Raw genomic sequence first — 14,205 nt, forward strand, 5'->3', positions numbered from 1 at the left:
CAGTGGACGGTGCGCTGCAGGCCGGGAGGCACTGCCTCCCGGCTTGCTCAAACCTATCGCGCCGAGCGCCCGGCGGTCAGAGTCCCCACGCCAGCGACACCCGGACCTGCCGCGGCTCCGCGGGATGGAAATGCACGTCGTCGACGCCGGCGGCTGGCTCCCCCGGGAGGCGCGAGGCGTAGTAGTACTGGATGTCCCGGTCGCGGGAGTTGAGCAGGTTGAGGATGCTGGCCTCGAGGCGCACGCCGGAGAACCGGTATCCCAGTTCCGCATTCACCAGCGTCGACGCGCGGGCCCGGACGCTGTTGTCCTCCACCAGCGCGTACGAGCCGAACCGGCGCAGCCGCACGGTGGCGAACGGCCCGTGCTCCGGCGCCATCCATGTCACCCCCGCCGCCACCACGCTTTCGAGCGCCCCCGGGATCCGGTCGACGGCGCCGGGCACGCCGGCAAACCGGGCGCGCGCCAGCGAGAGGTCCAGGTCCAGCGCGAGCCGGGGCGTCGGCCGGTAGTAGTTGGCCCAGCTCACGCCAGCCCGGTGGCTCTCGAACGACGGCTCGGTGGCGCCACCATCCCCCACGAACAGCAGTTCATTGTCGAGGCCGAGCACCCACACCGACAGGGTGGAGCGCCAGCCATCGAGCGGGCTCACCCGCGCGCCGATCTCGGCGCCCCGGGAGCGCACCAGCGGATCGACCCGCGCTGCCGGACCACCCCCGACTGGGTCCACGGTGATTGTCGTGCCGCGCGCGTCGTTGCTGTGAAACCCGAGCCCGGCGCTCAGGTAGAACTCCGCCTGCGCGCTGGGCGCCACGACCAGCGACGCCTTGGGGCTGAGGATCCCCGCGCTCCGGCTCCCGCTGTTGGCGGGGATATCGCCGGCGGCATGGAAGGCGTAGGCATCGGCTCGCCCCCCCACCACCGAGCGCAGCCACGGCCGCCAGCGGGACTCCAGTTCCGCGTAGATGCCGGTGCCCCATTCCCGGACGTCATCCTCGCGCACCGTCCCGATCCGCCGCCGTCCCACGGTATGGTGGAGGCCCAGTCCGGAGATCAGGTCGGCCCGGGTCTGCAATCCTGCCTTGGCCACGTGCTCCTGGCCGAGGAACCGGAGCGGCTGGAGGTGCTTGAGGTTGGCGCCGACCACGACGCGACGTTCCCGCTGGTTGAACTGGTCCCCGTTCGTGGTGTCGTCCAGGAAGAAGGCGAAGTTCGAGAACAGGCTCAGGTCGGAGTAGATGGCGTAGACCTGCACGTCCTGCACGGAGCTCCCGCCGAAATGCCGCCAGGAGCCGGAGAGGCTGTAGCGTCGGGTCCGCCCGCCGTCGGTGTCGTCGAGGTTGCCAAAGCGGGTGATGCTCCCGGCCTGCATCGCGCGGAGGGGGATCTGGTCGGTGGAGTTCCAGCGGTTGTGGTAGGCCATGCCGAGCAGCGAGAACTCGGAGCCGCCCCGCCGCCAGGAGTAGCGCGCCAGCCCGCTGTACTTGCGCAGGGCCTGGTCGAGGACCCAGGGGCCATCGTAGCGCTTGAGCTCACCGGCAAGCAGCAGGTCGCCGGGACCGGCGCGTCGTGAACCACCGGCGGCCAGCCGGGCCATGCCGTTGGCGCCTCCGGTGGCCACCGCGAAGGGGCTCAGGCGCCGGGCGAGGAAGAACTCGGCCCCGCCCGCGCTGCCGAAATCACCCATGTCGGCGTGGTACACGCCCAGGCGGTAATCCAGGTACTCCACCACCTCGGGAATCAGGAAGTTGAGGTCGGTGTAGCCCTGGCCGTGGGCGTGCGACACCATGTTGACCGGCATCCCCTCGAGGCGGGTCTGGAAGTCGGTGCCATGGTCGAGGTTGAAGCCGCGGATGAAGTACTGGTTGGCCTTGCCATCGCCGGAGTGCTGGGTCGCGATGAACCCGGGGACGGTCTCGAGCAGCTCCCCCTCGCGTGCGAGGGGGCGGGAACGCAGGTCGGCGGCACCCACGTGGCCCTGGGAGGCGGTGGCCGCCACGCCGATGAGCTCATCGGCGCGCCCGATGACCGTCAGGGGCGTGAGGACCCGGGGGGCGGTGTCCCGCGCCACCGGCGACGGAATGGAATCCTGCGCCACGACCGGCAGGGCGGCGAGCAGGAGCGGTGCGGCAGCCAACAGGATTCGGGCAGGGGGCCTCATGAACCGAACTCCTCAGAGAGGATGTCAAACGCGACGACTGTGGACGGCGGACGTTCGGGCGACACACCTCCTACGGCGGGCAGCGGGAATCGGATGGACCGGGCCGGCGCCCGGAGCTCACGGGAACATACGGCCCTCAATGGCATCCGTCACGCGGGCCGGACATCCGGTCGCGGGGGAGCGGCGTAGAAGGGGTGCAATCGGCGGCGCGGATCGCGCCGGCCGACCCGGCAGCCCGCCGGGTTCCGACACCCCCAGCTCCAGGAGTCCCCCCATGATGCGTTGGCGCGCGCTCTCGCGCTTCCAGCGGCTCGCCATCCTCCTCGCGGTCACCGGCGCACTCGCCGGCGGCGCGGGGGTGGTGGTCGCCTCCGACCACCAGGACACCCCCCTGGTGGAGCTCAATCCCCGCATGGACCTGACCGACGTCTATGCCTTCCCCGGTTCAGCGCCCGGGCGGATCGCGCTGGTGATGAACACCAGCGGGTTCCTCTCCCCGGCCCAGACCGCGGCCGCGGCCTTCGACCCCAACATCCTCTACCAGTTCAAGGTGGACAACGACGGGGACGCGCTCGAGGACAAGGTGATCCAGGTCAGCTTCGAGGGGAAAGGCACCGGCCAGACGGTGGTGGTGCGTGGCCCCGACGCCCCGGTGGTCCCGGGCGCCATGATGAACGTGGTGGACCAGAATGCCCCCACCCTCCGCGGCAGCTTCAACACCAGCTTCGGCTCGGCCACCGGCATCCAGGCCTTCGCGGGCCCGCGTGACGACTCGTTCTTCCTCGACCTCGAGGCGGCCTTCTGCATCCTGCCCGACCGCCGTCCGGCCGGTGGCGCGCTGGCGGGACCCTGTGCCCTGCCGAGCGTGGGCTTCCGCGCCCCCGGGCAGGCCGTCAACTACATCGCCGGCTACAACGTGCTCTCGGTTGTCGTGGAACTTCCCTCGTCGTTGCTGGAGAATGGCGCGCCCGGGAAGCTCGGCATCTGGGGCACCCTGAGCCGCTGACCCACGACCCCGGAGACACCCGACCATGCGTGCCCCCTTCCTCCTGCTCGGCCTGGCCCTGACCGTGGCCGCCTGCAGCGACGACTCCTCCGCCGGGACCGGTCCCGGCAAGACCACCACCTACAACCAGGTCCAGCGGCTGGGCAACCCGTTGCTGAGCGAGGTGCTGCTCGACAAGCGCAGCCACCCGACCCACGGCTCCATCGGGCCCGACCAGGACGGCGCGCTGATCGGCCCGGAGCTCTATGGGCACCTGGTGCTCGGCTCGCCGACGACCATCGCCGGCCGCGACTCGGCCTACGTGGGGATCCTCGCGAGCGTCCTGCTACCCGACATGCTGATCGTGCAGACCGACAAGGACCCCGCGACCGCCAGCTGGCTCAACTGGGTCGGGGTGCCGCCCCTGGCCAACGGCTGGGGCGGGCGGAAGCTCGACGACGACGTGGTGGACCTGGCCCTGCTCGCGGTCTTCGGTGATCCGTTCGGCGCCGACCCGACCCACACCACCCCGAGCCTGACCACCGACAACGTGGCCAGCGACTCGCCGTTCCTCGCCACCTTCCCCTATCTCGCGCCACCCAACTAGGCGGCTCGGTCGCTCGGTGGCTCGGCGGCTGGATCGCCGAGCCACCGGGCGCCGCCCGTGGAGGAAATGCCAGATGCGGTGGTGGATCACGATCGCACTCGTCGTCGGGGTCAGCGGGGTGCTGCTCGGTGGTGGCGGACGGGCATCGGCCGTCACCCCGGGGGCCGAGCCGCCGAGCCGCCAAGCCGCCGAAGTGCGCGAGCAGGACATCGCGTTCTATACGGCCCGGACCGCACGCGACCCCTATGGCGCGCGCGACCGGGCCATGCTCGCGGCGCTCTACCTCGACCGCAGTCGCGCCACCGGGTCGGAGGGTGACGTGCGCCGGGCGGAAACGCTGGCCCGGGCCAGCCTTGGCACACGCCACGCCCGCAATGACGGTGCGGCGGCTGTGCTGACCAGCGCACTCATGGCGCAGCACCGGTTCCCCGAGGCGTACGACCTCACCGCGGCGCGCCTGGCCGCCGACCCGACCGACGCGATCACCCGGGCGACCCTCGGCGAGATCGCCCTGGAGCTCGGCCGCTACGCCGAGGCCGATCGCCTCTTCGGCACCCTCGCCCTGCTCCGGCACACCGGCGCGGTGGGCCCACGCTACGCCCGGTGGCTCGAGTTGAGCGGCCGGAGCGGGGAAGCCCGGGAACTCCTCACATCCCTGCGGGACTCGCTCGCGGCGGGATTCCGCACCACCCCAGACCAACTGGCCTGGTTCGATCTCCGGCTGGGCGAGCTGGCAGCGCACCATGGCCGGCCGGACCTGGCCCGCGCGGCCTTCGAGCGGGCCCTCTCCAGCCTTCCGGAGGATCCGCGGGTCCTGGTGGCGCTGGGGACGCTCGAACTCCGCACCGGTCACCCGGCCCGGGCCCGCGACCTGGGCACCCGGGCCCTGGGCCAGCGACTCGACCCGGCGGCGCTGATCCTCCTGGCCGAGGCCGCGGAGGCCGTCGGCGACAGCGCGGCGGCCGAACAGCATGCCCGCGCGCTCGAGGTGGCGGTGTCGCAGGCCGGGAGTGGATTCCACCGTGCGTGGGGTCTCTTTCTGCTCGACCACGGGCAGCGGATCGCGGAGCTGCGGGCCCGCGCCACCGCCGGGCTGAGCAGCCGGCACGACGTGCATGGCCTCGACCTCGCGGCCTGGGCCGCGTTCCGTGCCGGGGATACGGCGGCGGCGGCGCCCCTGGTCGCCGAGGCCCTCAGCCGCGGCGTGGAGGATGCCACGTTGCTCTATCACGGGGGCCGGATCGCCCTCGCGGTGGGAGACACGGCGACGGCCCGGCGCCGCCTGAAGGAAGCACTCGCGGTCGATCCGGCCTTCCACCATCGCCAGGCCGCCGAGGCCCGGAGCCTCCTCGCCGCACTCGGGCATCGCTGATGCGTGTCTTCGTGCTGGCGCTTGCCCTGGCGGCGCACCCGCTGCACAGCACCCACACCGAACTCCGCGAGGAGCCCGGGGGCCGGCTGACGGTGACGGTACGCGCCTTCACGGAGGACCTGCAGGCAGCGGCGCGGCGGGCCCAGGGGGCAGCAGACGACTCGAGCCTGGCCCGGTATGTCCGGGGCCGGCTCGGGCTGCGTGACGCGGGAGGGCGCGAGATCCCGCTGGCCTGGGCCGGGGCGCGGGTCGATGGCGAGATGACCTTCCTGACCCTGACCGCAGTGGCGCGGCAGGGAATGGCGGGCGCCACGCTGCGCCAGGAGATGCTCACGGAGCTGTTCGACGATCAGGTCAACGTGGTGCAGGTGCGTCGCCCGGCCGGCGACGCGAGCCTGCTCTTCCTGCCGGGCGACCGGCCGAAAACACTCCCATGAACCGGGGCGTGGTGGCCGGCGTAGAGTGGCAGGGGCGGCCGCATCCGCGCGGCCGCCCGACCCCCGGGAGCGATGCCTCACCCCATGACCTCCGCCCTGCCCTGGCCACCCGGCGCCGCCGGGTTGCCTTGTGCCCCGCTCCGGATGCGGGATAGACTGATGCAGCATGGCGCCGCCCTCGACGCCGTCGCTCACACCGCCACCGACCGGCCGATGACCGACCGTTCTTCCGCCCCGCATGACATCGACCTGGTCCAGCAGATGGCGCGCGGCGATGACCGTGCCCTGGGCCTCCTGTATGACCGGTTCGGCGTGGTCCTGTACGCGGTGGCCTTCCGGGTGGTCGGGCAGGCGGCCGATGCCGAGGAGGTGGTGATGGAGGCCTTCGCGCAGGCGTGGCGCGAGGCGCCGCGCTTCGATGCGGCGCGTGGCTCGGTCGCGGCGTGGCTCACCGTGATGGCGCGCAGCCGGGCACTGGACCTTGTGCGGGCGCAGTCCCGGCGCGCCCGCGCCACCGACAGCGCCGCGCGCGACACCGCGGAGACCGCCCCCGCCATGAGCGCCGGTTTTCCCCCGCCGGGGAGCGGGCTCGAGCGGGAGGAGCGTAGCCGCGCGGTGAGCGCCGCGCTGGCCACCCTGTCGCCACCGCAGCGGACGGCCATCGAGCTGGCCTACTACGACGGGCTGTCGCAGTCGGAGATCGCCGAGCGGCTGCAGGAACCACTCGGCACGGTGAAGACCCGGATGCGCCTCGGGATGCTGAAGCTCCGCGAGGCGCTGCGACCGTACTACTTCGAGGGGGCAGTGTGACGGGCGGCCCGCAGGACCTGCGCGACCTCGCCGCGGCGTATGCCCTGGGCGCACTCGACCCGGCAGAGGCTCGCGCGTTCGAGGCCTTCATGGCCACCTCGCCGGAGACGGCGCGGGAGGTGGCCGAGTACCGTGAGGTGAACGCCCTGCTCGCGCTCGGCGCCGGAGGGGCCACCACGCCCGCGCCGGAGCTGCGGGCCCGTGTGGTGGCACGCGCCACGGCCACCCGTGAGGCCGCGCTGGCTCCCCGCGCCCCGCGCCTGGCGTGGCTGGCGCTCGCGGCATCGCTGGTGGCGCTCGCGGGGGTCAGCGCCGCGTGGTTCTCCTCGCGGCGCGCCCTGGCCGGTGCCACCGCCGCGGTCACGGCGCTGCAGGACAGCCTGCGCGGCCGGGAGCAGCAGCTGGCGCTGCGCGAGTCGGAGCTCAACGCCATCCTCGATCCCAACGTGCTGCTCACCCGCATGGGCGAGCCGGGGACGCCGCGGCCCGTGATCCAGCTGTTCTGGAACCGGAAATCCAACCGGCTCCTGCTGCACGCGTTCCAGCTGGCGCCGGCGGGCCAGCGGCGGGCGTACCAGCTCTGGTTCCTCCCGCGGACCGGCGCGCCGATCGCCTCGGTCACCTTCAACACCGAACCGAGCGGCCACGGCCTGGTGCATGCGGTCCCGGTCCCGGAGGGTGTGGAGCTGACGGCCGCCGCGATCACCGAGGAGCCCGACAGCGGCTCGGCGCAGCCCACCACGCCGGTGCTGCTGGTCGGCACGTTCTCGCGCGCGGAATCCTGACCCGCGATGCGCGGCCTGGCCCTGCTGCTCCTGACCGCCCTCCCGCTGCGGGCCCAGACGCCGGCCGCGGAGGTCGGGCGGGAACGGGCCGAGTTCACCGCCTGGCTGGCCACCGATCCGCTCTCGCCGTATGCTGCGCTCGGGCTCCAGCCCATCGGGCCGGGGATCAGCGTGGGGGCGGAGCCGAGCGACCTGCCGCTCGCCGGCGTGCCGCGTGGTATCCTCACCGAGGCGGGGTCGTCGGTCGTGCTCACCACCGACGGCGCGCGGCGGATCCTGCCCCGCGGCCGTGCGGTGCCGCTCTCCGCGACGGCGCGGCTGGTCATCACCGGCGGCCCCGGACGCGCGGTGGCGGCCAGCTTCGGCACGGTTCGAGGGGCCACGCCTCCACAGTTCTTCGCATACGCCCCGAGCCTGCGGATCGCCGTCCGGCTCGAGCCACCGGAGCGGCGAGGGCGGTTCCCGGTCCTGGGCCTCGACGGCGCCGAGACCGACGCCAACGAGGCCGGGCTCGTGCGCGTCACGATGGCCGGCGCCACCACGCGGCTGCGCGTGTACCGGCTGGGGGCCGCCGACGATGACGAGGCGCCGCTGTTCATCTACTTCCGCGACGCCACCAACGGCCGCGAGACCTACCCCGCGGGGCGGTTCATCGAACTACTGCCCTCGGCCGACGGGGCGTACGAGCTGGACTTCAATCGCGCCCGCAATCCGTACTGCGCCTACAGCTCGGTGTTCCCCTGCCCCGCGCCGTGGCCCGGCAACCGCCTGGCGGCCGCGGTCCGCGCGGGCGAGCAGTACCACGCGCCCTAGCGCGCGGGTGGGCTCCCCCACCTGATTTCCCGCATGCTCTCCCTCCTCGCGCTGCTGCTCGCCACCCCGGACGTCACCGGTCCCTGGCGCGCCACCCTCGACCTCGCCGGCGGGCCGCTCGAGTTCGGCCTGGTGCTCACCTCCACGACGGCGGGACTGGGGGGCGAGCTGTGCAATGCCGGCAGCTGCACCCCCTTCTCCGCCGTGCGCTGGGACGGTGACAGCCTGGTGCTGGAACTCGGGGACTACGCCGCCTCGATGGCGGTGGTGCCGCGGGGCGACTCGCTGGTGGGACGGTACCACAACGTGGGGCGGCGCGGTCCGCGGACCATCCCGCTCCGCGCCAGCCGGGGACGCTGGACCGGGACCGCCGGAGGGGCCGCGCTGCTGGGCCGGTGGGACGCGTGGTTCCAGAGCGGCTTCGAGCAGACGCCGCGGGTCTTCGAGATCCGCAACGGCCCACAGGGCCTCGAGGGCGCAGTCATCTCCAACTCGGGCGACTACGGGCTCTTCGCGGGCCGGGCCACTGGCGACAGCCTGGCCCTGGGACACTTCGACGGTTCGTTCGTCTACCTGCTCACCGGGCGCCTGGACGGCGACACCCTCCGGGGCAGCTTTCACGCCGGACTCCGGACCCGCACGGCGTTCGTCGCCACCCGGGCCACCGGCCGGCCGCACCTCACACCCCCGACGGCCGTGACCCGCGCCGACAGCAGCGCGCCCCTCGCGTTCCGCTTCCCCGACGTGGACGGACGGATGGTCTCGTCGAGCGACGCCCGCTTCCATGGCAAGGTGGTCCTGGTGGACCTCTTCGGCACCTGGTGCCCCACCTGCCACGATGCGGCACCCGCGCTGGTGGGGCTGTACCAGCGGTTCCGGGAGCGGGGCCTGGAGGTCGTGGGGATCGCCTTCGAGGTGACCGGCGACAGCGCCCAGGATGCGCCGCTGGTGCGGCGCTACCGCGAGAAGTTCGGGATCCCGTTCCCCCTCCTGCTCGGCGGGGTGAGCGAGGTGGAGGCGGTGAGCGCGGCCTTCCCGCAGCTGGAAGGGTTCACCGCCTACCCGACGACGCTGTTCGTGGGACGGGACGGGCGGATCCGGCGGATCCATGCCGGGTTCTACGGCCCCGCCACCGGGGCGGCGCACGAGGCGCTGGTGGCGGAGTTCACGCGGGAAGTCGAGCGGTTGCTGGCGGAGCCGGCGCGGCGCTAGCCTCGCAGGATCGTGCGGGCCTACGGCGCCGCCTTCACCACCACGGCGGGCCCGGACGCCTCCCGGTCCACCTTGAGGCCGATCCACTCGCCCCGGATCGCATGGCCGGGGACGCCACAGAGGAGCCAGTACCAGCCGGCGTCCTCGGCCACGAAGGTGGTCAGGTCGCGCTGGCCCGGCTTGAGCCCGGTGGTGACGGCGCGGCTCACGGCGTTCTCCAGGGCGGGACGGCCGCCCTCCATGGGCAGCTTCTCCCGTTCCGCCATCACCACGAGGCTGTGCGGCTGGGTGCTGTCGCGGTTCACCCACGTCCACTGCACGGTCCAGTGCTGCGGTACCACCAGCTGCACGGCGCCATGATGCAGGCCATTCAGGGTGGCGATCCCCTCGGGACCACCCGGGAGGGCGTCGAGCGTGAGGCGGACACTCCGGCCCGCCGAATCGGCCACCACCCACGCGGGCAGCGCCGGCACCTGCGCACGCAGCGCGGCGGGCGCGCACGGGACGAGCAGCCACAGCGCAACGGCACGACGATTCACAGCGACCTCGGCATCCGGAGGAGATGGCGTTTTCGCCAGGTGTACGATAATGTATCCCGTCTGCAGGTTCCCCTCTATCCCTGGAGTCCCCTGATGGCCGGTCTGCTCGACCGCGAACGGATCATCGCCAGGCCCGGCTACAACCGCTGGCTGGTCCCGCCCGCCGCCCTGGCGATCCACCTGTCGATCGGCATGGCATACGGCCTCAGCGTCTTCTGGAAGCCCCTCTCCCAGGCCCTCGGCGTCACCCGCCCGATCGAGGGCGACTGGACCATCTCGCAGGTAAACCTCACCTTCGCGCTGGGGATCTTCTTCCTCGGCTCGTCGGCGGCGGTCTTCGGCCGGTGGCTGGAACGGGTCGGCCCGCGGCGCGCGGGCGTGGCCGCGGCCTTCTGCTGGGGGGGCGGGTTCCTGATCGCGGCGGTCGGGGTCAAGCTCCACATCCTCCCGCTGCTCTGGCTCGGGCTCGGCGTGGTGGGCGGCTGCGGGCTGGGACTCGGGTACATCTCCCCCGTCTCCACCCTGATCAAGTGGTTCCCCGACCGCCGCGGCCTGGCCACCGGCATGGCGATCATGGGATTCGGCGGCGGCGCCATGATCGGCGCCCCGCTGGCCGACCTGCTGATGAAGCGGTTCGCCACGCCCACCTCGGTGGGCGTGTGGGAGACCTTCGTGGTGCTGGGCCTGCTCTACTTCGTGGCCATGCTCTGCGGCGCCTTCGGCTACCGGATCCCGGCCAAGGACTGGCGGCCGGCGGGATGGACGCCGCCCGTCACCCAGAAGACGGCGCAGACCACCCGGCACGTGCACGTGGACGTGGCCTGGAAGACCCCGCAGTTCTGGTTCCTGTGGGCGGTGCTCTGCCTCAACGTGAGCGCCGGGATCGGGGTGCTGAGCCTCGCCTCCCCGATGATCCAGGAGATCTTCGGCGGCCGGCTGATCGGCGTGGCGACGGCGCTCGTGGACCTGGACGAGGCCCAGAAGGCCCAGGTGGCCACCATCGGCGCCGCGTTCGCGGCGCTGCTCAGCTTCTTCAATATCCTGGGCCGATTCCTGTGGGCCTCGGCCTCCGACTTCATCGGGCGGAAGGCCACCTACGCCATCTTCTTTGCCCTGGGCGCCGTGCTCTACTCGGCGGTGCCCGGCGCGGGCCGCGGCGGCAGCGTGGCGCTGTTCGCGACGATCTTCTGCCTCATCCTGACGATGTACGGGGGCGGATTCGCCACCATCCCCGCCTACCTGGCCGACAAGTTCGGCACCGCGTTCGTGGGCGCCATCCACGGCCGGCTGCTCACCGCCTGGTCGGTGGCGGGGCTGGTGGGCCCGGCGGTGGTCAGCTACCTCCGGCAGTGGCAGCTGGCCCGGGGCGCGGCACCGGTGGAGGCCTACGCGTTCACCATGTACGTGCTGGCCGGGATGCTGGTGGTCGGCTTCTGCTGCAACCTGATGGTCCGCCCGGTGGCGGAACAGCACTTCATGAGCGACGACGACCTGCGCCGCGAGGGGCTCGCCCCGGCCAAGTAGCCGCGGGCGCCTCGCAGGAGGAGACGGGATGGACGAGACACGGAACGACGCCCCCGCCGGCGGGTCCGGCCTGGCGGTGCTGCTGCTGGCGTGGATCGCGGTCGGGATCCCGATGCTCTGGGGCATCTACATGACCATCCGCAAGGCCTCCCTGCTGTTCAAGTAGTCAGGCTGGCTTGACGCCGGGGCCGAACGGGGAATATTCCAGTCACACATGCAGGGGCCGTTCGCGGCCACCCACCGGCATGGCGGCCTGGCCGGGGCCGCCGCGCCTCTTCCCAGTAAAGCGATCGCCCTCGGGCGTTGCTGGTTCCAGCAGTTTCCTCGGTTCATCGACAACCTATCAGGAGAACGATTCCATGCGGAGGCAGACGCAGTGGGGTCTGTCGCTCGTGCTGCTCGCAGCCGGAGCGACCACTCTATCCGCCCAGGCCAACTGGACGACCTACGGCGGCAACGACTGGAATCAGCGCTATTCGACGCTGGCCCAGCTCAACACGACGAATGTCCGGAACATGGTGCCCCGGATGGTCTTCCAGACCGGCATCAGCCGCCTGGGGAGCTTCGAGAACACCCCGATCGTCGTGGACAACATGATGTACGTGACCACGCCGTACAACACGGCCATCGCGTACGACCTGAGCACCGGCAAGCAGGTCTGGCGCTACGAGCACAAGCTCGGCACCTCGATCTACTGCTGCGGCCCGAACAACCGCGGCGTCGCGGTCCACGGTCCCCACGTCTACATGGGCACCCTCGACTCGCGGCTGGTGGCCCTGGACCGGATGACCGGCGAGGTGCTCTGGGACATCGAGGTGGCGGACCCGGCGTACGGGTACAGCATCACCCACGCCCCGCTCATCATCGGCGACAACGTGATCGTCGGCGTCTCGGGCGGCGAGTACGGCATCCGCGGTCACGTCACCGCCTACAACGCCATGACCGGCGAGCAGACCTGGCGCTGGTACTCCATCCCGGCCCCCAAGGGCGACCCGACCTTCGACCCGATCGCGCCGAACGGCTGGTGGGGCACCTGGCCCACCCATACGGCCGACGGGGCCGACCTGAACCGCGGCGTGGCGGCGGAGAAGGCCGACAGCGCGAAGTATGCGGACGCCTGGACCCGCGGCGGCGGCGGCATCTGGATGACGCCGGCGTACGACAAGGCGCTCAACATGATCTACGTGGCGGTCGGCAACCCGTCGCCGGACCTCGACGGCGCCGTCCGCCCCGGCGACAACCTGTACACCGACTGCGTCGTGGCCATCGACGCGACCACCGGCAAGACCAAGTGGTACTACCAGACGGTGCCGCACGACGTGTGGGACCTCGACGCCGTCTCGCCCCCGGTGGTCACCACGCTGGGCGGCAAGAAGGTGGTGGTGCACGCCGGCAAGACCGCCTGGGTGTACGTCCTCGATGCCGCCAGCGGCAAGCTGGTGCGCCGCACCGAGAACTTCACCCCGCAGGAGAACATGTTCGCCCTGCCGTCCGCCCAGGGCACCCGGATGCTCCCGGGCGCCAACGGCGGCTCCGAGTGGTCGCCCATCGCGGTGGATCCCCGGCTTGGCTACGCCTTCGTGACCGGCCTGCACCAGCCGATGAACTACATCACCCACAACGCCCCGTGGGAAAAGGGCCGGCTCTGGCTGGGCTCCGCCTTCGTGGCGATCCCCGGCGAGGAGCAGTGGGGCACCTACACCGCGATCAACCTGGCGACGGGCAAGATCGTGTGGCAGAACAAGGTCCCGCAGCCCATGATGGGTGGCGCCCTGGCGACCGCCGGCGGCCTCACCTTCACCGGTGAAGGCAACGGCAACTTCAACGCCTACGACTCCCGCACCGGCAAGCTGCTGTGGCAGTTCAACGGCGGCGCCGGCTGCAACAGCGCCCCCATGAGCTTCTCCTACAAGGGCGAGCAGTTCATCGCGGTGGCCTGCGGCGGGAACTTCCAGCTCAACTACCCGCTGGGGAACTCGGTCTACGTCTTCGGCCTGCCGAAGCCGTTCACCGCGGCAATGCGTTAAGTTCCGGTACGCTGGTCGCATGGCAGGACAGGCGGGGGCGTCCGATGCGGGCGCTCCCGCCCCTTTTCCGCCCGACACGAGGGGTCTGATGCCGGTGTTCCGCACTCTGCTGGTCCTGGCCCTGGTGGCCGGCGCCTCCGCGAACGTCCCCAGGCCCGCGCGGCCGCGGCCGGTCGTTCCCGATTCCACCTGGCTCGACTGGAACCCCACCACCCGGACCATGAAGTTCAAGCTGGTGGCCGGGCTGACCGGCCGGGGAGCCAAGAGCCCCTTCAACTTCAACGGCTACACCGACGGGGAATTCACGCTGGTGGCCCCGATGGGGGCCACCGTGGTGTTCAATTTCGTCAACGAGGACGGCACCCCCCACAGTGCCGTGGTGATCCCCGACAGCGAGCCGATGCCGAGCATGTCCGACCAGTCGGCCATTCCCCGGGCCTATTCCATCAAGGCACTGGAAGGGCTGGGGTACTTCGCCACCGACGTGATCCGGTTCAAGGCGGCCCCGGCGGGATCCTACCGGATCTTCTGCGGGGTGCCGGGCCATGGCCTCTCGGGCATGTGGATCCGGTTTTCGGTCGACTCGACCGCGACCGCCCCGGCGATGCTCGAGGCCCCTACCAACCGGTAGGGAGGGGGCGGCCCCCCCTTGCGGGCATTCCCCCGGCCGCATGATTATCCGAACAGGTGTGGCGCAATTCCGCCGCATCGGGTTGCGGCCATCGCCGGACCGCGTATCTTAGGAGCGCTCCACCACATAGCGGACCGCGCCCGGGCAGGAATCCACCGGCGTCCTGGCCGTTCCGTCCTTTCAGGAGGTGTCTCCCACGGCTTTGGCCGCCTCCCCCAGGTGCCGGGCCCCACCAGACATCGTCGGAATCGAAGCACGCAGGTGCAGGCAGGAAGTGCTGAAGCGTACCAGTCGTTTTCAGT

Annotated in this window: 14 protein-coding genes; 12 read left to right on the top strand and 2 right to left on the bottom strand. The window is 71.8% G+C overall.

What is annotated here, in order from left to right:
* Window positions 1-76: 76 nt before the first annotated feature.
* Complete coding sequence (locus IPJ95_15660) at window positions 77-2,137, bottom strand: TonB-dependent receptor plug domain-containing protein (protein ID MBK7925039.1); 2,061 nt, start codon at window positions 2,135-2,137, stop codon at window positions 77-79.
* Window positions 2,138-2,435: 298 nt separating this feature from the next.
* On the opposite strand from IPJ95_15660, the gene IPJ95_15665 reads away from it, so the two are divergent.
* The 8 genes from IPJ95_15665 to IPJ95_15700 all read left to right on the top strand — a co-directional run bounded on the left by IPJ95_15665 (window position 2,436) and on the right by IPJ95_15700 (window position 9,182).
* Window positions 2,436-3,167 carry a DUF4331 family protein gene (locus tag IPJ95_15665; protein ID MBK7925040.1) on the top strand — a complete coding sequence of 244 codons (732 nt, stop codon included), beginning with the start codon at window positions 2,436-2,438 and terminating at the stop codon, window positions 3,165-3,167.
* A gap of 25 nt (window positions 3,168-3,192) precedes the next feature.
* Complete coding sequence (locus tag IPJ95_15670; protein MBK7925041.1) at window positions 3,193-3,753, top strand: DUF4331 family protein; 561 nt, start codon at window positions 3,193-3,195, stop codon at window positions 3,751-3,753.
* Window positions 3,754-3,826: 73 nt separating this feature from the next.
* Window positions 3,827-5,125 (top strand): tetratricopeptide repeat protein, encoded by a 1,299-nt coding sequence (locus IPJ95_15675; GenBank protein ID MBK7925042.1) that lies wholly within the window; start codon window positions 3,827-3,829, stop codon window positions 5,123-5,125.
* Entirely contained in the window at window positions 5,125-5,562 is a 438-nt protein-coding gene (locus tag IPJ95_15680) for a hypothetical protein (GenBank protein MBK7925043.1), read from the top strand. Before IPJ95_15675 ends, IPJ95_15680 begins: the two co-directional genes overlap by 1 nt.
* Window positions 5,563-5,646: 84 nt before the next feature.
* Window positions 5,647-6,372 (top strand): sigma-70 family RNA polymerase sigma factor, encoded by a 726-nt coding sequence (locus IPJ95_15685; protein ID MBK7925044.1) that lies wholly within the window; start codon window positions 5,647-5,649, stop codon window positions 6,370-6,372.
* Complete coding sequence (locus IPJ95_15690; protein MBK7925045.1) at window positions 6,369-7,157, top strand: anti-sigma factor; 789 nt, start codon at window positions 6,369-6,371, stop codon at window positions 7,155-7,157. Before IPJ95_15685 ends, IPJ95_15690 begins: the two co-directional genes overlap by 4 nt.
* Window positions 7,158-7,163: 6 nt before the next feature.
* On the top strand, window positions 7,164-7,970 hold the full coding sequence (locus IPJ95_15695) for a DUF1684 domain-containing protein (protein ID MBK7925046.1): 807 nt from the start codon (window positions 7,164-7,166) through the stop codon (window positions 7,968-7,970).
* A 33-nt stretch (window positions 7,971-8,003) separates the two neighbouring features.
* Entirely contained in the window at window positions 8,004-9,182 is a 1,179-nt protein-coding gene (locus tag IPJ95_15700) for a TlpA family protein disulfide reductase (protein MBK7925047.1), read from the top strand.
* Between the two features lie 20 nt (window positions 9,183-9,202).
* Here IPJ95_15700 and IPJ95_15705 read toward each other — a convergent pair whose 3' ends face one another.
* Entirely contained in the window at window positions 9,203-9,721 is a 519-nt protein-coding gene (locus IPJ95_15705) for a hypothetical protein (protein MBK7925048.1), read from the bottom strand.
* Between the two features lie 93 nt (window positions 9,722-9,814).
* Here IPJ95_15705 and IPJ95_15710 point away from each other — a divergent pair, with 93 nt between their 5' ends.
* The 4 genes from IPJ95_15710 to IPJ95_15725 all read left to right on the top strand — a co-directional run bounded on the left by IPJ95_15710 (window position 9,815) and on the right by IPJ95_15725 (window position 13,903).
* Complete coding sequence (locus IPJ95_15710; GenBank protein ID MBK7925049.1) at window positions 9,815-11,245, top strand: OFA family MFS transporter; 1,431 nt, start codon at window positions 9,815-9,817, stop codon at window positions 11,243-11,245.
* Window positions 11,246-11,273: 28 nt separating this feature from the next.
* Window positions 11,274-11,411, top strand: coding sequence for a hypothetical protein (locus IPJ95_15715; protein MBK7925050.1), 138 nt, complete (start codon window positions 11,274-11,276; stop codon window positions 11,409-11,411).
* Window positions 11,412-11,604: 193 nt separating this feature from the next.
* Entirely contained in the window at window positions 11,605-13,272 is a 1,668-nt protein-coding gene (locus IPJ95_15720) for a PQQ-binding-like beta-propeller repeat protein (GenBank protein MBK7925051.1), read from the top strand.
* An 88-nt stretch (window positions 13,273-13,360) separates the two neighbouring features.
* The gene (locus tag IPJ95_15725; GenBank protein ID MBK7925052.1) at window positions 13,361-13,903 is read left to right on the top strand and encodes a hypothetical protein; all 543 of its coding nucleotides are present in this window, start codon (window positions 13,361-13,363) and stop codon (window positions 13,901-13,903) included.
* Window positions 13,904-14,205: the final 302 nt, after the last annotated feature.

Source organism: Gemmatimonadota bacterium, from assembly GCA_016713785.1.
Classification (GTDB): domain Bacteria; phylum Gemmatimonadota; class Gemmatimonadetes; order Gemmatimonadales; family GWC2-71-9; genus JADJOM01.

Bases quoted from the DNA above. Each gene is read 5' to 3' on its own strand.
- IPJ95_15725 (MBK7925052.1), top strand. From the start codon at position 13,361: ATGCCGGTGTTCCGCACTCTGCTGGTCCTGGCCCTGGTGGCCGGCGCC.
- IPJ95_15700 (MBK7925047.1), top strand. From the start codon at position 8,004: ATGCTCTCCCTCCTCGCGCTGCTGCTCGCCACCCCGGACGTCACCGGT.
- IPJ95_15680 (MBK7925043.1), top strand. From the start codon at position 5,125: ATGCGTGTCTTCGTGCTGGCGCTTGCCCTGGCGGCGCACCCGCTGCAC.
- IPJ95_15715 (MBK7925050.1), top strand. From the start codon at position 11,274: ATGGACGAGACACGGAACGACGCCCCCGCCGGCGGGTCCGGCCTGGCG.
- IPJ95_15675 (MBK7925042.1), top strand. From the start codon at position 3,827: ATGCGGTGGTGGATCACGATCGCACTCGTCGTCGGGGTCAGCGGGGTG.
- IPJ95_15670 (MBK7925041.1), top strand. From the start codon at position 3,193: ATGCGTGCCCCCTTCCTCCTGCTCGGCCTGGCCCTGACCGTGGCCGCC.
- IPJ95_15720 (MBK7925051.1), top strand. From the start codon at position 11,605: ATGCGGAGGCAGACGCAGTGGGGTCTGTCGCTCGTGCTGCTCGCAGCC.
- IPJ95_15665 (MBK7925040.1), top strand. From the start codon at position 2,436: ATGATGCGTTGGCGCGCGCTCTCGCGCTTCCAGCGGCTCGCCATCCTC.
- IPJ95_15710 (MBK7925049.1), top strand. From the start codon at position 9,815: ATGGCCGGTCTGCTCGACCGCGAACGGATCATCGCCAGGCCCGGCTAC.
- IPJ95_15695 (MBK7925046.1), top strand. From the start codon at position 7,164: ATGCGCGGCCTGGCCCTGCTGCTCCTGACCGCCCTCCCGCTGCGGGCC.
- IPJ95_15685 (MBK7925044.1), top strand. From the start codon at position 5,647: ATGACCTCCGCCCTGCCCTGGCCACCCGGCGCCGCCGGGTTGCCTTGT.